Source organism: Exiguobacterium sp. s6 (genome assembly GCF_018618155.1).
Classification (GTDB): domain Bacteria; phylum Bacillota; class Bacilli; order Exiguobacteriales; family Exiguobacteriaceae; genus Exiguobacterium; species Exiguobacterium mexicanum_A.
In genome coordinates this window covers 1,827,347-1,847,828 of the sequence record NZ_JACSLN010000001.1, presented here as the reverse complement: position 1 = coordinate 1,847,828, position 20,482 = coordinate 1,827,347, and the positions used below count along the sequence as shown (strand labels likewise).

Here is a 20,482-nt window from a genome sequence, read left to right as displayed (position 1 = left end):
GATTTCCTCTCTTTCTTATGCCACCACTTTCGCCCGGTCGATGACCGAGACGAGACGCCGGAACTGTTCAAGCCAAAACTGGAAGAACGGACCGATCAAGAAAATCGACAGCAAAGTCCCGAAAAAGACAGGTCCGCCCAGTACCCAGCCGATGAGGCAAGCCGTCAGTTCCATCCACGTCCGCATCATGCGGACCGACGTGTTGAACCGGTCGGCCAAGGCGAGTGTCAATCCGTCCCGTGGGCCGGCCCCGTAGCCGATAGCGACGTACAAGCCGGCACCCATGCCGATGACGAAGATGCCGAAAACGAGCCAGGCGATATTGAGCGCGATGCCTTCCAGTTGCGGCAACCAGTGGCGCTCGAGAATCAAATTCATGAACACCCCGACGAAGACGGCGTTGACGAGCGTCCCGAACTGGGGCCGAATCCGGTCCAGTATGTACTTGCAGAAGACGAGCAAGAGACCGACGAGCAAGATGATCGTCCCGACGGAAATCGGCGTGTGGCGGGCGAGGCCGAGATGGAGCACGTCCCACGTCGACACGCCGAGGTCGGCCGTGATCATCATCGATGACCCGAGGGCGAGCAGGAATAGACCGCTCATGAACAACGTCCACTTCAAGCTGATTCGTAAAGATTGTACCCATACCGCGTGCATGTTCGTCGCCTCGATTCCTAAAATGTTCCATCATCATATCATAGTTGGTTTCACGACAAGAAAAAAACGCCTCAGACGAAGTCCGAAGCGCTTTGCTCACTTTTTAGGTGTCGAAGCTTTTTTTGCTTTGTTCTTTTTATAGTAATCGTAGACGAACGGTGCGACCGCTGTCGCGACTTTAATGAGTGTACCAAATTTACCTTTTCTAGCCATATTGCTGCACCCCTTTCTGTTTCTAATGATGTATATTCCACCCGTTGCGGAAATGAAAACATGTTTTGGACAGCTTCACCTTATGTAAGACAAGCATTCATGACCCATAATGAGGTCAGGAGGCGAAATCAATGAAGACGATTATCTGGTATCAAAACGATTTGCGGGTCGATGACCATCGTCCGCTCGAGGAGGCGCTCCGGCACGAGGACACGATTGAAGGGCATTATTTCATCCGGGAAGATGAGCTCTCAGAGAACCGATTCGGGCATTCCCCGCTAGGACCGAGACGGCTCCAATTTTTGAACGAGGCGCTCGAAGATTTAGGCGGGTCGCTCGCAACGCTCGGCATCCCTCTGTTCGTCCATGTCGGGCATCCGCTCGACGTGCTCGACCCGAACGACCGGCTATTGTTCCAGCGATCGATCGGCTTTAACGAACGGCTGCGCGAACGAGAAATCATGACCGCGTGGCGCGGCTCGAGTCAGGCGTTTGACGGCTTCACGCTCTATCCGCGGGCAGAAATCCCGTTCGAGCGCATGCCATTCCTCTTCACTGAGTTTCGAAAAGCTGTCGAAGCTGATGCGAGACCGGAAAAGCGCTTCGACCGGACGCGTGAAGGGGAAGCATATCCGATTGATTTCCCTGTCGCCTATGAACGGGCCGAGCAGGGCAAGCATACCGCGTTCCCGTTCAAGGGCGGGGAACGGGCAGGGCGGGAGCGGCTCGCGGCCTATTTGGCGGGGCCAATCCGGACGTATAAAGAGACACGAAACGGCTTCGGAGTCGACGACTCGTCGAAGCTGTCGGCTTATCTCGCCAACGGGTCGCTCTCACCGCGCCGGGTGCTACACGAGCTCGAGCAACATGAGCGGTCACACGGGGCGAACGAGTCGACGTATTGGATCTATTTTGAATTGCTCTGGCGTGATTTCTTCCAATGGGTCGCACTCGAGCAAGGGAAACGACTCTTCCGGGCCCAAGGCATCCGTTCGAAACGAAAGACGTGGCGCGTCGACCCTGACGTCATCGCGCGTTGGCAGGCGGGTGAGACAGGCGTCGACTTTGTCGATGCGTTCATGCGTGAGTTGAACGCGACGGGATGGATGTCGAACCGGGGCCGTCAAATCGTCGCGAGCTACTTCGCGAAAGAACTCGGGCAAGACTGGCGCATCGGCGCGTCCTATTTCGAATCGACGCTAATTGACTATGATGTCGCGAGCAACTACGGTAATTGGGCGTACCAGGCCGGTGTCGGCAACGACTCACGCGACCGGCATTTCAACGTCAGTCGGCAACAAGACACGTACGACCCGACCGGTGCGTTTCGTAACATGTGGTTGTGACGAAACTGTCACGAGAAGTCATCGTTTCTGATTGACTTCTTTTTACAGACAGTGCTATAGTAAGGTCAACAGATGGGATACCTGAGGTGTACGAGAGCCGCCTTCGTTATTTTGAGCCAACACTTTGAATACGGGAGACCGAACTGCTATCCAGATCAACTGCCTCATCACGTGCAGGAGGACTTGTGAAGGGGACGCTAGGTCACCCACCTGCTTAAGCAGGTTCAAAAGCAGGGCATCGTCACGGCACTCCGGGTCCCATCGATTTTATTGTAAAACGTCGCTAGGCGTCTTTTTTTTGATTATAATTCCGAGTAAAATAGTGTGAGAAAATAGGATTCATTTGGAGGAAGAGTATGTTACACCAGTTTTCACGTAATGAGTTGGCCATTGGTCAAGAAGGTTTAGAAACATTGAAAGGGAAGACGGTCGCCATCCTCGGTGTCGGCGGTGTCGGGTCGTTCGCGGCCGAGGCGCTCGCACGCAGTGGCGTCGGACGAATCGTGCTCGTCGATAAAGATGATATCGATATCACGAACGTCAACCGCCAGATTCACGCGCTCTTGTCGACGGTCGGGCAACCGAAAGTCGAAGCGATGGCGACACGCCTCCTCGATATCAACCCTGAGCTCGAGCTCGTCAAATTAAAAATGTTCTACACGGAAGAGACGTTCGAGGAATTCTTTGCGCAAGACCTCGACTTCGTCATCGATGCCTCGGACACGATCATCTATAAGATCCACTTGATCGTCGAGTGCAAACGTCGTGGCATCCCGGTCATCTCGAGCATGGGCATGGCCAACAAGATGGACCCGACGCGCATCAAAGTCGTCGACATCAAGGATACGACATACGACCCGATCGCCAAAATGGTCCGGACGCGTCTTCGTAAAGAGCGCATCCATAAAGGCGTCCCGGTCGTCTTTTCAGACGAGTCGCCGATCGTGACACGCGAAGACGTGAACGAGGTCGTCGGGAAGAAAGATGCCCCGATCCGTAAAGCGAAGATGCCGCCGAGTTCGAACGCGTTCGTCCCATCGGTCGCCGGCCTCGTCGCAGCAGGGTATGTCATCAACCAAATGCTTGAGACAGCTGGTGTCGAGATCAACCGCATCCAGAAATGAAAAAACGACGCGGCTCAAAAGAGTCAGCGTCGTTTTTCCCAATAATCGAGTCGTTTTTGCAGCTGTTGCTCGAAGCCACGGCTCGTCGGTGTATAATATTTAGGACGTTTTCGGGCCAAGTTCTCCGGCCAGTAGTTTTGCGCGACGTAGCCGTCTTTCTCGTCGTGCGGGTATTTGTATCCGGCACCGTTGCCGAGCTCGCGGGCGCCTGGGCTGTGCGCGTCACGGAGATGGACGGGTACCGGACCGCCTTCGACCGTCCGGACGTGGTGAATCGCCTTATCGATGGCGGTGATGACCGCGTTCGATTTCGGTGCCGTCGCGAGATATAGGACGGCCTGTGCCATTGGGATCCGTGCCTCGGGGAAACCGACGTGTTCGCTCGCGCGAGCGGCCGCATCGACGATGACGAGCGCGTTCGGGTCACTGAGCCCGATATCTTCGGCCGCATGCACATAGAGCCTGCGCATGATGAAGCGCGGTGATTCGCCGGCCTCGATCATGACGGCGAGCCAGTACAGGGCCGCGTCCGGGTCCGAGCCGCGAATCGACTTGATGAACGCCGAGATGACGTCATAGTGCCGGTCACCCGTCTTGTCGTACTTGATGGCTTTTTGTTGAATCGACTCCTCGGCCACGTCGAGTGTGATTTGAATCTTGCCATCGACCTCGGGCGTCGTCAATACGGCCAGCTCGAGGGCGTTCAACAGGACACGGTAGTCACCGTCCGCCATTTTGATATAATGGTCCACGGCGGCTTCCTCGATTTGGACGGGATAGTTGCCGAGTCCCTTTTTATCAGCGAGAGCCCGCTCCAAGACGACACGAAGTTCGTCTGGTCCAGGCGGTTCGAGCCGAAACACGGTCGCGCGCGACAGCAACGCCGCGTTGACCTCAAAACTCGGGTTTTCGGTCGTCGCCCCGATCAAGATGAGCTTCCCGGCCTCTAGTGCCGGGAGCAGGGCGTCTTGTTGCAGTTTATTGAAACGATGAATCTCGTCTAAAAATAAAATCGTTCGTTCTTGCTCAAAATCAAACCGGGACTCGGCCTCGCGGATGACGCTCCGGAGTTCATCGAGTTTGGCCGTGACGGCGTTCAATTGCACGAACGTCGCTTTCGTATAATTCGAGATGACGCGGGCGAGCGTCGTCTTGCCCGTTCCCGGCGGTCCATACAAGATAATCGTGCCGAGGCGGTCGGCCTCGATGGCCCGCCGCAGCAATTTGCCTTCGCCGATGATGTGGCGTTGACCGATGACTTCGTCTAACGTTTCAGGCCGCATCCGATTGGCGAGCGGGCCGCTATTCGATTGCTGGAATAAATCACTCATACGTACACATTCCTTTCGACAAACGTTTGTTCGACTAGTATAGCAGAAGGAGACATGAAGATGAAAATATCTACAAAAGGTCGTTATGGATTGACGATCATGATCGCACTGGCCCGGGAAACGGACAACAAACCGCTCAGCTTGAAAAAGATTGCGGCCCGGCATGACTTGCCGGAACATTACTTAGAGCAGTTGATCGGTCCACTTCGCAACGGCGGTCTCGTCAAGAGCGTCCGCGGGGCGTACGGCGGCTATCAGCTCGTCAAACCGGCGACGGACATCACGGCGGGAGAAATCATCCGCTTGCTCGAAGGGCCGCTCACAATCGTCGAAGACTCAGAAGCGGACGATGCCGTGAAACGGAAGCTTTGGGATAAAATCAAAGCGGCGATCGAGAAAGTGCTCGAAGAGACGACACTCGCCGATCTCGCTGAAGAAGATTCTGATGGCTATATGTTCTATATATAAAGATGAGGTGAACGAATATGAACTATTTTGATCATGCCGCAACGACGCCGATGCGTCCGGAAGTGCTCGAAGCGATGACACCTTATATGCTCGAACATTATGGCAACCCGTCGAGTATCCACGGCATCGGACGGACGGCGCGCGCCGCACTGGATACTTCGCGCCGGACGCTCGCCACGTGGATCGGGGCGACCCCGAACGAGATCGTCTTCACATCGGGCGGCACCGAGTCGGACAACTATGCGTTGTTCGGTACGGCTTACGCGAATCAACATAAAGGCAAACATGTGATCACGACGAAAGTCGAACACCACGCCGTCTTGCACGCGATGGAGCAACTCGAGCGGGAAGGCTTTGACGTGACGTATCTCGATGTCGACGCGACGGGTGCGGTGACGCTTGACTCCGTTCGTGCTGCGCTCCGGGACGATACGATCCTCGTCTCGGTCATGTACGGCAACAACGAGGTCGGCACACTTCAACCGATTGCGGAAATCGGTGCACTCCTCGCCAACCATCAGGCTTACTTCCATACGGATGCCGTCCAAGCGCTCGGTACGGAAACGATTGACGTCAAGGCGCTCGGGGTCGATTTATTGTCGGCCTCGGCCCATAAAATCAATGGCCCGAAAGGTATCGGTTTTCTTTTTATAAAAACAGGTGTAAAATTAGCGACGCGTTCTTTTGGAGGACAACAAGAACGGAAACGTCGAGCCGGCACGGAAAACGTTCCGGGTGCTGTCGGGTTCCAACAAGCAGCCGAACTGGCCAAAATCGAACAGGTCGAACGAGTGGGCGCGTACCAGCAAATGACCGAGGCGCTCTTCAAGCGACTCGATGAACTCGGAGTCGAGTATGACGTGAACGGGGCGAACCGCTTACCGCACATCGTCAACTTGTATCTCCCGGGCATCGAACTTGAACCGTTCCTCATCATGATGGACATGCGCGGCTTTGCCATCTCGAGCGGCAGTGCCTGCACGGCAGGGTCGATTGAACCGTCACACGTCTTGACGGCGATGTTCGGGACGTCGGATCGGACGAAACAGTCCGTCCGCATCAGCTTTGGACATGGCAACTCGGTCGCAGACGTGGAGCGGCTCGCCGAACGACTCTCTGAGGTCGTCTCGACATTCACGAACGGAGTGAGATAAATCATGAACTTACGCACAAAAGCCCCTGCCGAGACGACGGTCGTCGTCGGGATGTCAGGCGGCGTCGATTCATCGGTGACGGCCCATTTGCTGAAAGAGCAAGGGTATAACGTTATCGGAATCTTTATGAAAAACTGGGATGATACGGACGAGAACGGTGTCTGTACGGCGACCGAAGACTATGAAGACGTCATCGCGGTCGCGAACCAAATCGGAATCCCTTATTATGCGGTCAACTTTGAGAAAGAATATTGGGACCGCGTGTTCGAATACTTCTTGGCCGAGTACCGTCTCGGACGGACGCCGAACCCGGACGTCATGTGTAACAAGGAAATCAAGTTCAAGGCGTTCCTTGACCACGCGCTTCGCCTCGGTGCCGACTTCGTCGCGACCGGTCACTACGCACGGGTCGAGTACGTCGACGGTGAGCATCGACTTCTTCGTGGGAAAGATGACAACAAAGACCAAACGTACTTCTTGAACCAGTTGTCACAAGACCAACTCGCGCGGACGATGTTCCCGATTGGTCATATGGACAAGAAAGACGTCCGTGTCATCGCCGAAGAAGCGGGACTCGCGACAGCGAAGAAAAAAGATTCGACGGGCATCTGCTTTATCGGAGAGCGCAACTTCAAAGAGTTCCTCTCGGAGTATTTGCCATCACAACCAGGCATCATGCAGACGCTCGATGGGGAACAAAAGGGAAACCATGACGGGCTCATGTATTACACGCTCGGTCAACGCCACGGCCTCGGCATCGGCGGCGACGGGGACCCATGGTTCGTCGTCGGCAAAAACGTGGAAGAAAACATCCTCTACGTCGGCCAAGGGTTCCATCATGACGCGCTCTATTCGGACGCGTTGCTCGCCTCGAAGTTGTCATGGACAGGTGCCGTCCCAACAGGTGAGTTCCGGGCGACGGCGAAATTCCGCTACCGTCAACAAGACGTACCTGTGACAATCGCACCACTTGAAAATGGCGAAGTGCTCGTGAAATTTGATGAGCCGCAACGCGCCATCACACCGGGCCAAGCGGTCGTCTTCTATGATGGCGACATCTGCCTCGGCGGTGCGACGATTGACGAAGCGTATCGAAACGGAAAACGACTCGACTATATCGGATGAGGTGATGATTTTGAACGCAAACGAATTAGGCATCCAAGCGATGCAACAAGGTGAGTTCGAACAGGCGGCCAAGCAGTTCAACGCTGCCATCGAAGCGGACTCAACCGACCCGACTGGTTACGTCAATATGGGTACGCTCCTGCAAGCGATCGGTGACCATGAACGGGCCATCGTCTTTTACGATAAGGCGCTCGAACTCGACAACGCGTTCGGCGCGGCGCATTATGCGAAGGGAGCGCTCGCCTATGAGCTCGAACAGCTCGACTTGGCGGAGGCTTCGCTTCGTCAGGCGCTCCTTGCCGGGATGGACGACGCCGACCTTCATTTCATGCTCGGCTTGACGTACAAGGCGATGGGCGATTTCGTCCGGGCGTTGCCACGTCTTCGCGAGGCGATGAAGCAGGCGCCAGAAGACGTCGAGATTTCGTTCCAGTACGGGCTCGCGCTCGCACAGAACGAACAGCTCGACGAGGCCGTCGAAGCGCTCGAGCATACGCTCGACCTCGACGCGAGCCATACGGACGCCCGCTACAACTTGGCGATCGCTTACGCGTTCCTCGGAGAACAAGACAAGACGTACGCCGAGCTTGAACGCGTGCTCGAGTTGCAACCGGACCATGCGCTCGCGTATGACGCGAAAGCGAAAATGGATGAGCTGCTCGGTAACTAAATCAATAAAGCGCTTCTCGCAGTGTTTGCGAGAGGCGCTTTTTGTTAGTCCCAATAATGGAAGATGACGTTACCAATTGTTTCTGGTTCCCAATATTCGATTTCTCCGCGTTCCGCCTTGTTCAGAAACGGCTGTAGCGACAAATCGAACCGCTCATTCAACTCCGCCGCTGATGGGATTTGATATAAATCAGGAAACAAATCGGTCAGTTCGGGCACATCGATATACTCGTACTGAAACGGTTCATATTTTGAGATGCCGATGACAGGATAGTTTCTGCTGAGCAGGACATAGATGGTTTGCTCACTCCATGTGATACTCGCCTGGTGATAATTCGGAGTGATTTCGTCCCCAATGGTAAAGGAACATATTCCTCGTTTAATCCGGGTGAACTCAAAACAAATCGATTTGAACGTCTTCCAATCCGACCCTGGGGCGGAACAGTCGCCGTATGAAAAGCCGGTGATACATTCAGGGAGGGTGAGCGTCATGAGGACACCTCCCCGATGACCCAAATCAAAAGATTAAAAGTCATCAATACCAGCGTGCCGGAGAGCGCGAGGTAGCTCCACAAGACACGCTTTCCGGACTTGGCTCGTCGTACACCATCCATCAAGATCAGGAAACTCGTCCCGAATGAGACGAACGCCAACGCTGCAAACGAAGTGGGTCGATCGAGCGTGGGAAACGCATCGATTACAAAATACAGCCCAAAGGTGAGCAAGCCTAAACAAGCCATGAGGAAAAGCGGGAAGAAACGCATATGGCACGACCTTTTCCATTTTCTCTCATCGTATCATGTAGGTTGTCGAGCGTACATGTGAATCAGAGCTGTTTCGTCGTGATCTTCACGGGCTCGCCGGCGAACTCACCGTAGGCCTCGTCCATATTTTTCGTGTATAGCTCGATCACGTTCTTGCTCGGGTCTTTGAAGTAAGCCGAGCGCTCTTTACCGTTGACCGTCTCGTCCTCGTCCCACGTCCGTAGTTTCGTCGGGATGTTTGACGCCTCTAACACTTCGAGCGCTTGGTCGAACGACTCCATCGGAACGAAAAATGCGCAGTGGACGTGGGCGCCGCCTTCATCATAGAGCGTGTCCCACTCGGTCACGTCCTCTTGGCGATTCGATTCTTCTTCTGACGTGAAATCTCGTTTCAGCCAAAGGCCGAGGCGAGTATTCCCACCGACATAGAGCCACGTCGCCCAAGGTTCGTCCGCGTGCTCCTGTGCCTCGCTCGGCTCGGCATCATCACCGACCCATTGTTCGACGACGGGCAGTCCGAGCTTGCCGTGCCAAAAATCGACGGCCTCGGTCATGTCGGTCACTTCTAACACGAGTTCACACAGGCCACTGATTGGAATACGGTTCGTCATACATAATCCCTCCTTCATAGGTTCACTCGAACAGTTCCCGCTTTGATTCGACGAAAAACGTGCATAGCCGCCCGAGTGTTCGGGAAATGGATTAGCAATGTGAGAGGGGAGAAATCATATGCGGATGTTTAGTTTGGTCAGCGTCGTTATTTTTTTCATCATCGAATGGTTCATGCTCGGTCGTCTGTTCATCGAAGTCGATAATCGTCTCGCGACGGGCGAGTGGACGAATAATCTCTTGTTCCGGGTCGTCGTCGAGTCGGAACGGGCGACGACCGTGCTGTTACTCTTGTTTGCGACATTTTTTGTGATCGGTGTCGTCATGCATTGGGTATTGTCGGCGAACAAGTCCTGGCCCGTGACGTTTGGAGCGGTCGGGGTGGCGTGGGTCGTCCCGGCCCTGCTTGCCCTCGTGGCTTGGTTCATCCCGAACCCGTACGTCCAGCTAGGGATCATCGTGTTGCAGTTGTCGTTCATCCCGCTCGTCCCGTTCGTCGGACAGACGGTACGGCTCGGTCACGTCGTGTTGAACTGGGGCGTCCACGTCATCGCCGCGGGACTTGTGCTGTTGATTCAGCGACCATCGCTTGAGCAACTGTTTCGTGTCGAGCGGACCGAGCTGTTCGAACGGCTCGAAGGTTATGTCAATTCGGGGGAGTTGGAACGGTTCGAACGACTGCTTGAAACCGTGGACTTGGAGCAACTTGAGCGCATCTTGAACCGAATCGATGTCGATCAGCTGATTCGGATTCTTGAACGTGTCGACCTCGACCAGCTCGAGCGCATCCTCAACCTATTCAGTTAGGCGATTTGTCCTACCGTTCAAACTCGGGCTATAATGGGGGATGGAAAACTAGCTGGAGGTGGCTCGAATGATGGCAGCACCTTACGAGTTGACAGGAAAAGTCATCCGCGTCCTGTTTCAATCGGAAGAAGAAGCGCACACGATCGCGCTCGTACGTATAAAAGAAAAGAACTTTGAGACAGACGAGACCGAGATGGTCATCGCCGGTGTCGGCGTCGGCATTGAAAAAGGCGAGACGTATAAAGCGCACGGGCGTCTCGTCGACCATCCCCGATTCGGGAAACAGATGAAAGCGGAATGGATCCGCCGTGTCGTCCCGATGACGAAACGGGCGGCAGTCCGGTTTTTGACGAACGGCTCTTTCCCGGGAATCGGACAAAAGACGGCCCAAAAGATTGCTGACGCACTTGGAGACGACTGCATCGACCAAATCGTCAAGCATCCGAGTATCTTGTCGAACGTCGACGGCTTGAAAGAAAAGCAGGCCCGTGTCATCACCGAGCGGTTGAACGTGTTGTATGGGGTCGATCAGTTGCTGTTGTTTTTGGCGCCGTTCGACGTCACACCACGACTCGCCTCGAAGATTCATAAAGAGTATGAAGGTCGGGCGATGGAGACGATTGAGAAAAATCCATACGCCCTCATGTATGACGTTCAAGGCATCGGCTTTAAGACGGCCGACGCCATCGCCGCCCACTTTGGCATCCAAGGGATTCACCCGGAACGGATCGCGGCGGCCGTGTTGTACGTGCTCGAGCTCGAGCAAGGGAACGGGCACTTGTTCGTCACGGCCGATCAGCTCGCGAGTGAGATGCCGCGCATCATCGGCGGTGATCCGGGCGAGGCACTCGTTTCGGCGCTCGAGACGCTCGCGAATGACGAACGAGTCATCGTCGAGGACGGGGTCGTCTATCATCCACGCGTGTACCGGGCCGAACAAAAAGCGGCCGAGGAACTCGCGCGCATCATGTCGACATCGACGACGGAAGACGTCGATATGACGACAATCTTTGATGCGGTCGGTCGCGTCGAGGAGATGTTCTCGATCGAGTATGCCAAGCAGCAACGTGAGGCAATCGAGCTTGCCTTGAAGTCGCCGCTCATGGTGCTGACAGGCGGACCCGGGACCGGTAAAACGACCGTCGTCCGCGGTATCATCCACGCGCTCAGCGACGTGTTCGACTGGAAGCTCGAACCGGTACAGAACCAACCGTTCCCGTTCGTGCTCGCCGCACCGACCGGCCGGGCCGCGAAACGGCTCAGTGAGTCGACGGGCTTGCCAGCCTCGACGATTCACCGTCTCTTAAAGTTTGATGGTAGCTCGTTCCAAGTCGATGACACGAATCCGCTCGTCGGAAAAGTGCTCATCGTCGACGAGGCGTCGATGATTGATATCTTCTTGTTCCGCAGCCTGCTTCGGGCAGTGCCGAACGGGATGAAAATCCTCTTCGTCGGTGACCGGGATCAATTGCCTTCGGTCGGACCGGGCCAAGTGCTCGCCGATTTGATGGCGACCGACGGGATTCCTGTCGTCCGGCTCGATGTCGTCCATCGGCAGGCGTCCGAGTCGAGCATCCTGCGTCTGGCGCACGCACTCAACGCGAAACAGATGCCGGACGATTTGCTCGCGGCACTGCCGGACCGTCGCTTTTATACGGCCAACCAAGAGACGGCACTCCAGGCGATCTGTCAAATGGCCGGGGCCGCGCTGCGAAAAGGTTATTCCCCATTCGATATTCAAGTGCTCGCGCCGACGTACCGTGGGGTATGCGGCATCGACGGATTGAACGAGGCGCTCCAAAACGTGTTCAATCCGAAATCGGCGGCCCGGGAAGTGAAACACGGCAACCGGACGTACCGAAACGGGGATAAAGTGCTCCAACTCGTCAATAACGCCGAGGAGAACGTCTATAACGGCGATATCGGTGAAATCACGAACATTTTCTATGCGAAAGAAAACGTCGACAAGGTCGACAAAATCTATATCCGCTTCGATCAGACCGAGGTCGAGTATAACCGGAGCGAATGGGACCAGTTCACCCACGCCTATGCCATCACCATCCATAAGTCACAAGGGTCCGAGTTCCCGATCGTGCTCATGCCCGTCTTCTTCAACGGCGGCTTCCGCTCGTCGCGCAACTTGATTTATACGGCCGTCACCCGGGCGAAGAAGAGTTTGCTCTTATTCGGAGACGTCCGTGCGCTCGAGGCGGCGACGCGAGAAGAAGAGCCGGTGCGGCGGACGAAACTCGTCGAGCGGCTAGGCGGCAAGTCTTGACGTCTCCCGATTGACGTGTGATAATGACGAATAGAAAACTGAAACGATTAAAGACGATGAAGGAAATGAGTACGTCGTAACCGCCTCACCAGAGACATCTTCCTAGGCTGTGAGAAGATGGGGGTCCGGTCGACCGAAGCTAGTCTGGAGTCCCCACTCACCCTGGGCGTCTCATCCGCGTTATCGGATGTTCGAGGCACGGCTTTGCCGTGCGAACGAGGGTGGTACCACGAAGCGATGCTTTCGTCCCTTTCCACAGGGATGAGCATCGCTTTTTTTCGTTTCGTTTAAACTGAAGGAGGAATTGTTGATGAAACCGCTCAAACCATTAACTGGCGCACAGATTCGCCAAATGTATTTAGATTTCTTCAAATCAAAAGGACACAGTGTCGAGCCGAGTGCCTCACTCGTACCGGTCGAGGACCCGACGCTTCTTTGGATCAACTCAGGCGTCGCGACGCTCAAAAAATACTTTGACGGCCGTGTCATTCCAGCCAACCCGCGCATCGTCAACGCGCAGAAGTCGATTCGGACAAACGATATCGAGAACGTCGGGAAGACGGCGCGTCACCATACGTTCTTCGAAATGCTCGGGAACTTCTCGGTCGGTGATTACTTCCGCGAAGACGCGATCAAATGGGGCTGGGAACTTCTGACGAGCGACGAATGGTACGGGCTCGACCCGGATCGCTTGTCCGTGACGATTCACCCGGAAGATGAAGAAGCGAAACAACTTTGGCTCGCACTTGGCGTGCCGGCCGACCGCATCATCCCACTCGAAGAGAACTTCTGGGAAATCGGGGAAGGCCCGTCTGGCCCGAACACAGAAATCTTCTTCGATCGCGGACCTGCGTTCGGCGACGACCCGACCGACCCAGAACTATACCCGGGCGGCGAGAACGAGCGTTACCTTGAGATTTGGAACATCGTTTTCAGTCAGTTCAACCATGACGGGCACGGCAACTATACCGAGCTCCCACGGAAAAACATTGATACAGGTATGGGTCTCGAGCGGATGGCGAGCGTCATGCAAGACGTACCGACGAACTTCGACACGGACTTGTTCATGCCAATCATCCGCGAGACAGAGAAAATCAGCGGCGAGACGTACCGCACCGACAGCAGCAAAGACGTGGCGTTCAAAGTCATCGCTGACCACATTCGCACCGTCTCGTTCGCGATCGGAGACGGGGCGCTCCCATCGAACGAAGGCCGTGGCTACGTGCTTCGTCGTTTGCTCCGCCGTGCCGTCCGCTATGCGAAGATGCTAGGCATCGAGCGTCCGTTCATGTACGAGCTCGTCGACGTCGTCGGCGACATCATGGTCGACTTCTACCCTGAAGTCCGTGAGAAGAAAGACTTCATCAAGAAAGTCGTCAAGAATGAAGAAGAACGTTTCCACGAGACGCTCCATGATGGTCTCGCTATCTTGAACGAAGTCGCGAAAGCGCAAAAAGCGGCCGGTTCGAACGTCATCAGCGGTGAAGATGCGTTCCGTCTCTACGATACGTACGGTTTCCCGCTCGAGTTGACGATCGAGTACGCCGAAGACCACAAATTGACGGTCGACGAGGATGGATTCAAACAAGCGATGAACGCCCAGCGTGAACGCGCTCGGACTGCCCGTGCCGACGTTGAGTCGATGCAAATCCAGTCAGGCGTTCTTGCAGAAATTACGCTTCCATCATCATTCGTCGGATACACGAACCTCGGAACGGAAGCGAAAATCATCAGCTTGATTCATGATGGAGAGCTCGTTGACGTCGTCGCAGCAGGGGAAGAAGCGCAAGTCATCCTCGATCAGACGCCATTCTACGCTGAGAGCGGCGGTCAAATCGGCGATAAAGGACAAATCGTCGGGTCGGACTTCGTCCTTCACGTAAAAGACGTCTCGAAAGCACCGAATGGCCAAAACTTGCACACGGTCACGGTCACGTCAGGTGTCGCCAAGGCAGAAGTCGCGGTGACGGCTACGGTCGACTTCGATTCGCGTCAAGCGATCATCAAAAACCACACAGCGACGCACTTGTTGCATCGCGCGTTGAAAGACACGCTCGGTGAGCACGTCAACCAAGCAGGTTCACTCGTGACACCAGACCGTCTTCGCTTTGACTTCTCGCACTTCGGCCAAGTGACGGCTGAAGAGCTTCAATCGATCGAACGTCAAGTGAACGAGCGCATCTGGGCGTCAATCGCTGTCGATATCGAAGAAATGAACATCGCCGATGCGAAAGCGAAAGGTGCGATGGCGCTCTTCGGTGAGAAGTACGGGGATGTCGTCCGCGTCGTCGCTGCCGGTGACTCGGTCGAACTTTGCGGTGGTTGCCACGTCGGCAATACGGCGGAAATCGGTCTCTTCAAAATCTTGTCGGAATCAGGAATCGGAGCCGGTACACGTCGCATCGAGGCGGTCACAGGAGCTGGTGCTTACGAAGTGATGAACCAGCACATCGAGACGCTCGAGACGGCAGCAAAACTGCTCAAGACAAAACCACTTGAAGTGCCGACGCGTGTCCAAGCGCTTCAAACTGAAATGAAAGAACTCGAACGAGCGAGCGAATCGCTCAAAGCGAAACTCGCCAACATCGAAGCGTCGTCACTCACAGACGCCATCGAGACGTTCGGTGATGTCCAATTGATCGCTAAGCGCGTCGACGGACAAGATATGGACGCGCTCCGTGGTATGGTCGACGAATTGAAAGGCAAGCTCGGCTCGGCCGTCATCTTGCTCGGCTCGGCGAACGGCGACAAGGTCAACCTCGTCGCAGGTGTGACAAAAGACTTGAACGACCGTGGCTTCCATGCCGGGAAATTGATCAAAGAAGTGGCGACACGTTGTGGCGGAGGCGGCGGAGGCCGTCCTGACATGGCGCAAGCCGGAGGCCGTGATGCGACAAAACTGGATGAAGCATTGAAGTTTGCTTCACATTACGTTCAATCACTGGCATAATAGAGTGTGAAGTGCAAACGGAAAGAGGTGGATTCTTGTGAGCCAAATGGATCGCACGATGCAATTCAATTTTCCAGAAGATGATAATCGAGCCAACACTCGGGAGACACTGATCACGGTGTATCAAGCACTCGAGGAGAAAGGCTACCAACCGATCAATCAAATCGTCGGATACTTGTTGTCAGGTGACCCTGCCTACATCCCGCGTCATAACGATGCGCGAAACTTAATTCGCAAAATCGAACGAGATGAACTGCTCGAAGAGCTGGTCAAATCGTATTTGAACGATCGTAGAGAGGATTAATATGAAGCGAGTCATGGGGCTCGATGTCGGTTCGAAGACGATTGGGGTCGCCGTGAGCGACCTCATGGGATGGACGGCGCAAGGTGTGGAGACGGTCTACTGGACCGAGCCGGACTTTGAGGAAGCCGTCCGTCTGCTTCAACCGATTATTGAGCAGTACGATGTGAAAGAAGTCGTTGTCGGCCTCCCGAAGAACATGAACGCGACAATCGGACCTCGGGGCGAGGCGTCACAGGCGTTTGCCGCGGCCCTCACCGAAGCGACCGGTTTGCCGACGGTTCTCGTCGACGAGCGTTTGACGACGATGCAAGCGGAGCGGATGCTCATTTCAGCAGACGTCAGCCGAAAAAAGAGAAAGGCCGTCATCGATAAGATGGCAGCCGTCATGATTTTACAAAATTACCTGGATCGTGCAGGCAAATAAGGAGGAATTACTCATGGCAGAAATCCGTCGTGAAGAAGAAATGTACCGTATTCCAGACGAAAATGGAGACGAGCATTTATTTGCAGAAATTTTCCGGATGACGAGCGACCGCTCGAAGAAGACGTTTGTCGTTCTTGAGCCGGTCGGCAATCCAGAAACAGAAGACGAAGATGACGACACAATCGAAGTGTACGCGTTTGAAATCGAAGAACTTGAAGATGGCGAGTTCATCTTGAAGCTCGTCGAAGACGATGATGACTTCGAGGAAGTCATGGAAGCGTTCGATATCGTCAATGACGAAGTTGGTTTAGACTAATACGTGGACGGGCGACTAGGGGAAACCCTCGTCGCCCATCTTCATAACAGAAGAACAGGGGAGAAATGCGCATGAACCATCCATCGATGTTTGATGAGAAGCGTGCACGTAACCGGATCGTTCGGCGAATTACGGTCATCATCCTTGCTGTCTTTCTTCTAGTGATCGCCACAGGTGCCGCGGTATCTTATGCGTTCGTGAAACGATCGCTCGAACCCGTTGACCCAGCTTCGACCGAAACGGTCGAGGTCGAGGTTCCACTCGGTGCAGGTTCTGGTTACATTGGCGAACTACTCGAAGAGAATGGCCTCGTGAGGAATAGCACGATTTTCCGTTTTTACACACGGTTTAAAAATGAATCATCGTTCCAAGCGGGGACGTATACGTTGTCTCCGTCACAATCACTTGACGAGTTGATCGCCACGTTGAAGACGGGGAAAGTCATCGTCGTCCCGGATATCAAATTGGTGATTCCGGAAGGCTTTACGATCGACCAAGTCATCTCGCGTCTCGCAAAACAGGCTGATATTCCGAAAGAAGAGATTTCGGACCAACTGAGCGACGAGGAGTATATCCGCTCGCTCGTCAATGAGCATGAGATGCTGACGGACGAAGTGCTCGCCGACGGAATTTATCACCCGCTCGAAGGTTACTTGTTCCCGGCAACGTATGAGTTCGATAAAGGTGTGACGCTCACTCAGATCATCGATGAGATGCTCAAGCCGACCGAACAGCTCTATCTCGAATACGGCGATGCGGTCGAAGCGTCGGGACGCACGTTCCATGAGACGTTATCGCTCGCCTCGGTCGTTGAGAAAGAAGCGGTCTCGACGGAAGACCGTCAAGAGATCGCGGGTGTGTTTGAGAACCGTCTGGCCGATGGCATGAAGTTGCAGTCCGACCCGACCGTCTGGTACGGTACCGGGGAGACTTCGATTTTCACATCGTTCAACGATCTCCAAAACGATTCACTTTATAACACATACCGCTACGAAGGGATCCCAATCGGACCAATCGCTGCGGTCAGTCGTGACGCATTCGTCGCCACGCTCAATCCGAACGATACGGATAACGTTTATTTCTACGCCCGACCACCGCGTGAAGGATTCCCGAACGGGGAAGTCTTGTTCGAAGTGGAGTACGAGGCGCACCAACAGAACGTCAACAAGTATCGTCCAGAATGGGAAGCGTTCGAAGAAGCAAACAACAATTGACGGATATGCGACCGGAAGCCTTGGCTTCCGGTCGTTTGAATGATTAGAGAGTAAGAGGTGTACGACGTGGAACATTCATCCTATGAAGGTTACGTGGAGAACTTGGTCACGCCCCGATCGCCGTTATTGGCGGAGATGGAGGCGTTCGCCCGAGAACATCACGTGCCGATCATGGACTTGACCGGATCTGAAGTGTTGCTGTCGCTTCTCGCGATGCAACGTCCGAAACGGATCCTTGAGGTCGGTACGGCAATCGGATACAGTGCGATTCGAATGGCTGAACTGTTGCCGGACGCGGAAATCGTCACGATCGAACGAAACGCACGACGTCACGAAGAGGCACTCGGCTTTATCGGACGCTCGGACGTATCGGACCGAATCACTGTCATTCATGGTGATGCGGTGGAGTTGATCGGGACGATTGAAGGAGAATTCGATGCGGTCTTTATCGACGCGGCCAAAGGTCAGTATCAAAAATTCTTTGATGGGTATGGCGCTTTAGTACCAATTGGTGGTACGATTTACAGCGATAATTTATTTTTACGAGGGGACGTCCTGCTCGAGGATGTGTCAGTGCTTGACCGTCGACGCCGCCGGCTCGTTCGTCTCGTAAAAGAGTTTACTGAGCAATTGATGGCACGGACCGATTATCATACTGCAATTTTGCCCCTTGGTGATGGCCTAGCAATCAGTCGTAAATTACGATGAGGAGGACTTAACTTTGATGCAACATAAACCCGTCATTATCGGCGTGGCCGGGGGGACCGGATCAGGTAAGACGACCGTGGCCCGCGCGCTCGTGGATGCGTTCAAAGGACAATCGGTCGTCATGATCGAGCAAGACGCGTATTATAAAGACCAGTCAGAGATGACGATGGAAGAACGATATAAGACGAACTATGACCACCCGTTCGCATTCGATAACGATCTTTTGATCGAGCATATCAAGCAGTTACAAGAGCACAAGGCCATCGAGAAACCGGTGTATGACTATGCAGCGCACACGCGCTCGGACAAGACGATCTTGATCGAGCCGGTCGACGTCGTCATCGTCGAAGGTATTTTGGCGCTCGAGGACGATCGTCTCCGAGACTTGATGGACATTAAAGTGTTCGTCGACACGGATGCGGACGTCCGCATCCTACGCCGGATGCAGCGCGATCTCAATGAGCGGGGCCGGTCAATCGACTCGGTCGTCGCCCAATATACGAATGTCGTCCGGCCGATGCATCTTCAATTTTGTGAGCCGACGAAACGTTATGCGGACATCATCGTACCTGAAGGTGGAGAAAACTTTGTCGCCATCGATTTGCTCGTGACGAAGATTCGCTGGGTGCTCACAGAACGCAACCGGGCATAAGGAAATAAATCGTTTTCAATTTAACCTAGCTGTAATATACTAGGAGACAATGAAGGAGTGACAGAAATGGCTGAAAAACAACATTACATGACGTTAGACGGAAAAGCTAAGATCGAAAATGAATTGAACGAACTGAAGACGGTGCGCCGTAAAGAAGTCGTTGAGAATATTAAGATCGCCCGCGATTTCGGAGACTTGTCTGAGAACGCTGAATATGATGCAGCGAAAGAAGAGCAGGCAATGGTCGAAGGACGCATCGCCCAACTTGAAGAGATGCTTCGTAACGCCGTCATCATCCAAGATGACGTAGCCGACAACTCGATGGTCGCCATCGGGAAAACGGTAACGTTCTTCATTCAAGAAGATAACGAAGACGAGACGTACACAATCGTCGGTGGCGCCGAGGCCGACCCGTTCACAGGGAAAATCTCAAACGAATCACCGATCGCCAAAGCGCTTCTCGGCCGTACGGTCGGAGACGTGGTCAACGTTCAAACGCCAGGCGGCGACATGGTCGTCGAAATTAAAGAAATCAAGTAACACTAACGAGCGACATCCATCTGGAGGTCGCTCTCTTTCTGAGGAGGCACATATCATGAAAATCGGAATCATTGGAGCGATGGAAGAAGAAGTAAACTTGCTCCGCAACGAATTGACAGAACGGACAGACACGGAAATCGCCAACTATCACTTCTATGAAGGATACCTTGGCAACGTCGAAGTCGTCATTTTAAAGTCAGGCATCGGCAAAGTGAACGCGGCCATCGGGACAACGCTCTTAATCGATAAGTTCAAACCGGACGTCGTCATCAACACCGGTTCAGCCGGCGGCTTCAAAAAAGGGATGAAAGTCGGCGATGTCGTCGTCTCGACAGAAGTCCGTCACCACGATGTCGACGTGACAGCGTTCGGCTACGAGTATGGGCAAGTTCCAGGTATGCCGGCGGCGTATACGGCCGATGCGCACTTGATGGACGTCTGTAAAGAAGTCATCGAGAGTCTCCATGACGTGAACGTCCATACGGGCCTCATCGTGACGGGCGACTCGTTCATCAATGACTCGAAACGGGTGGCGGACATCCTCGGACATTTTGATGGCGTCGCCGCCGTCGAGATGGAAGCCGCTCCGATCGCGCAGACGTGCTACCAGTTTGGTGTCCCGTTCGTCGTGACGCGTTCGATCTCGGACAGCGCCGATGAGGAAGCGAACTTGTCGTTCGACGAATTTTTGGAGACGGCATCGATCAACTCGGCGAAAATGGTCATGGCTGTCACGAAACGACTCGGCCAAAGTGAATAATCGAGAGGGATGCGTTGACATCCCTTTTTTATTCCCTTATATTAGTACCAGATACTAAGAATAGGG

At 54.3% G+C, this 20,482-nt stretch carries 21 protein-coding genes and 1 other RNA gene; 18 read left to right on the top strand and 4 right to left on the bottom strand.

Annotated elements, in window-relative coordinates; genetic code table 11:
* Nucleotides 1-15: 15 nt before the first annotated feature.
* Complete coding sequence (locus tag KNP75_RS09560; RefSeq protein WP_215190268.1) at nucleotides 16-660, bottom strand: YczE/YyaS/YitT family protein; 645 nt, start codon at nucleotides 658-660, stop codon at nucleotides 16-18.
* A 344-nt stretch (nucleotides 661-1,004) separates the two neighbouring features.
* Here KNP75_RS09560 and KNP75_RS09555 point away from each other — a divergent pair, with 344 nt between their 5' ends.
* The 3 genes from KNP75_RS09555 (at nucleotide 1,005) to KNP75_RS09545 (ending at nucleotide 3,343) form a co-directional block, all read left to right on the top strand.
* Nucleotides 1,005-2,219 carry a DASH family cryptochrome gene (locus tag KNP75_RS09555; protein WP_215190267.1) on the top strand — a complete coding sequence of 405 codons (1,215 nt, stop codon included), beginning with the start codon at nucleotides 1,005-1,007 and terminating at the stop codon, nucleotides 2,217-2,219.
* 75 nt (nucleotides 2,220-2,294) lie between these two features.
* Nucleotides 2,295-2,481, top strand: a non-coding RNA gene (ssrS, locus tag KNP75_RS09550) — 6S RNA.
* A 94-nt stretch (nucleotides 2,482-2,575) separates the two neighbouring features.
* On the top strand, nucleotides 2,576-3,343 hold the full coding sequence (locus tag KNP75_RS09545) for a tRNA threonylcarbamoyladenosine dehydratase (protein WP_034776899.1): 768 nt from the start codon (nucleotides 2,576-2,578) through the stop codon (nucleotides 3,341-3,343).
* A gap of 23 nt (nucleotides 3,344-3,366) precedes the next feature.
* Here the strand turns inward: KNP75_RS09545 and KNP75_RS09540 are convergent, their stop codons facing one another.
* Entirely contained in the window at nucleotides 3,367-4,674 is a 1,308-nt protein-coding gene (locus KNP75_RS09540) for a replication-associated recombination protein A (RefSeq protein ID WP_034776901.1), read from the bottom strand.
* 60 nt (nucleotides 4,675-4,734) lie between these two features.
* Here KNP75_RS09540 and cymR point away from each other — a divergent pair, with 60 nt between their 5' ends.
* From cymR to KNP75_RS09520, 4 genes are read left to right on the top strand one after another with little or no spacing between them, the layout of a single operon-like run.
* Entirely contained in the window at nucleotides 4,735-5,142 is a 408-nt protein-coding gene (gene cymR, locus KNP75_RS09535) for a cysteine metabolism transcriptional regulator CymR (protein WP_021066920.1), read from the top strand.
* A gap of 17 nt (nucleotides 5,143-5,159) precedes the next feature.
* Nucleotides 5,160-6,296 (top strand): cysteine desulfurase family protein, encoded by a 1,137-nt coding sequence (locus KNP75_RS09530; RefSeq protein ID WP_215190266.1) that lies wholly within the window; start codon nucleotides 5,160-5,162, stop codon nucleotides 6,294-6,296.
* Between the two features lie 3 nt (nucleotides 6,297-6,299).
* A complete protein-coding gene (gene mnmA / locus KNP75_RS09525; RefSeq protein ID WP_034776905.1) occupies nucleotides 6,300-7,421 on the top strand; it encodes a tRNA 2-thiouridine(34) synthase MnmA in 1,122 nt (373 codons plus the stop codon).
* A gap of 4 nt (nucleotides 7,422-7,425) precedes the next feature.
* Nucleotides 7,426-8,091, top strand: coding sequence for a tetratricopeptide repeat protein (locus tag KNP75_RS09520; protein ID WP_215190265.1), 666 nt, complete (start codon nucleotides 7,426-7,428; stop codon nucleotides 8,089-8,091).
* Between the two features lie 44 nt (nucleotides 8,092-8,135).
* Here the strand turns inward: KNP75_RS09520 and KNP75_RS09515 are convergent, their stop codons facing one another.
* The gene (locus KNP75_RS09515; RefSeq protein WP_215190264.1) at nucleotides 8,136-8,582 is read right to left on the bottom strand and encodes a hypothetical protein; all 447 of its coding nucleotides are present in this window, start codon (nucleotides 8,580-8,582) and stop codon (nucleotides 8,136-8,138) included.
* A gap of 334 nt (nucleotides 8,583-8,916) precedes the next feature.
* The gene (locus KNP75_RS09510) at nucleotides 8,917-9,465 is read right to left on the bottom strand and encodes a VOC family protein (RefSeq protein WP_235420143.1); all 549 of its coding nucleotides are present in this window, start codon (nucleotides 9,463-9,465) and stop codon (nucleotides 8,917-8,919) included.
* A 118-nt stretch (nucleotides 9,466-9,583) separates the two neighbouring features.
* On the opposite strand from KNP75_RS09510, the gene KNP75_RS09505 reads away from it, so the two are divergent.
* The 11 genes from KNP75_RS09505 to mtnN all read left to right on the top strand — a co-directional run bounded on the left by KNP75_RS09505 (nucleotide 9,584) and on the right by mtnN (nucleotide 20,416).
* On the top strand, nucleotides 9,584-10,270 hold the full coding sequence (locus KNP75_RS09505) for a magnesium and cobalt transport protein CorA (protein ID WP_215190263.1): 687 nt from the start codon (nucleotides 9,584-9,586) through the stop codon (nucleotides 10,268-10,270).
* Nucleotides 10,271-10,340: 70 nt separating this feature from the next.
* Nucleotides 10,341-12,548 carry an SF1B family DNA helicase RecD2 gene (gene recD2 / locus KNP75_RS09500; RefSeq protein WP_251128225.1) on the top strand — a complete coding sequence of 736 codons (2,208 nt, stop codon included), beginning with the start codon at nucleotides 10,341-10,343 and terminating at the stop codon, nucleotides 12,546-12,548.
* Between the two features lie 310 nt (nucleotides 12,549-12,858).
* Nucleotides 12,859-15,498, top strand: a complete 2,640-nt coding sequence (gene alaS, locus KNP75_RS09495) for an alanine--tRNA ligase (RefSeq protein ID WP_034776913.1) — start codon at nucleotides 12,859-12,861, stop codon at nucleotides 15,496-15,498.
* A gap of 37 nt (nucleotides 15,499-15,535) precedes the next feature.
* A complete protein-coding gene (locus KNP75_RS09490) occupies nucleotides 15,536-15,802 on the top strand; it encodes an IreB family regulatory phosphoprotein (protein ID WP_029595797.1) in 267 nt (88 codons plus the stop codon).
* Between the two features lies 1 nt (nucleotide 15,803).
* The gene (gene ruvX / locus KNP75_RS09485) at nucleotides 15,804-16,226 is read left to right on the top strand and encodes a Holliday junction resolvase RuvX (protein ID WP_034776916.1); all 423 of its coding nucleotides are present in this window, start codon (nucleotides 15,804-15,806) and stop codon (nucleotides 16,224-16,226) included.
* Nucleotides 16,227-16,239: 13 nt separating this feature from the next.
* Nucleotides 16,240-16,542 (top strand): DUF1292 domain-containing protein, encoded by a 303-nt coding sequence (locus KNP75_RS09480; RefSeq protein ID WP_034776918.1) that lies wholly within the window; start codon nucleotides 16,240-16,242, stop codon nucleotides 16,540-16,542.
* Nucleotides 16,543-16,613: 71 nt separating this feature from the next.
* Complete coding sequence (mltG, locus tag KNP75_RS09475) at nucleotides 16,614-17,756, top strand: endolytic transglycosylase MltG (protein WP_034776920.1); 1,143 nt, start codon at nucleotides 16,614-16,616, stop codon at nucleotides 17,754-17,756.
* A 66-nt stretch (nucleotides 17,757-17,822) separates the two neighbouring features.
* Nucleotides 17,823-18,464, top strand: coding sequence for an O-methyltransferase (locus tag KNP75_RS09470; protein ID WP_138859710.1), 642 nt, complete (start codon nucleotides 17,823-17,825; stop codon nucleotides 18,462-18,464).
* A 16-nt stretch (nucleotides 18,465-18,480) separates the two neighbouring features.
* Nucleotides 18,481-19,116 carry a uridine kinase gene (gene udk / locus KNP75_RS09465; RefSeq protein WP_034776924.1) on the top strand — a complete coding sequence of 212 codons (636 nt, stop codon included), beginning with the start codon at nucleotides 18,481-18,483 and terminating at the stop codon, nucleotides 19,114-19,116.
* 66 nt (nucleotides 19,117-19,182) lie between these two features.
* On the top strand, nucleotides 19,183-19,656 hold the full coding sequence (gene greA / locus KNP75_RS09460; protein WP_029595793.1) for a transcription elongation factor GreA: 474 nt from the start codon (nucleotides 19,183-19,185) through the stop codon (nucleotides 19,654-19,656).
* A gap of 55 nt (nucleotides 19,657-19,711) precedes the next feature.
* On the top strand, nucleotides 19,712-20,416 hold the full coding sequence (gene mtnN / locus KNP75_RS09455) for a 5'-methylthioadenosine/S-adenosylhomocysteine nucleosidase (protein ID WP_029595792.1): 705 nt from the start codon (nucleotides 19,712-19,714) through the stop codon (nucleotides 20,414-20,416).
* Nucleotides 20,417-20,482: the final 66 nt, after the last annotated feature.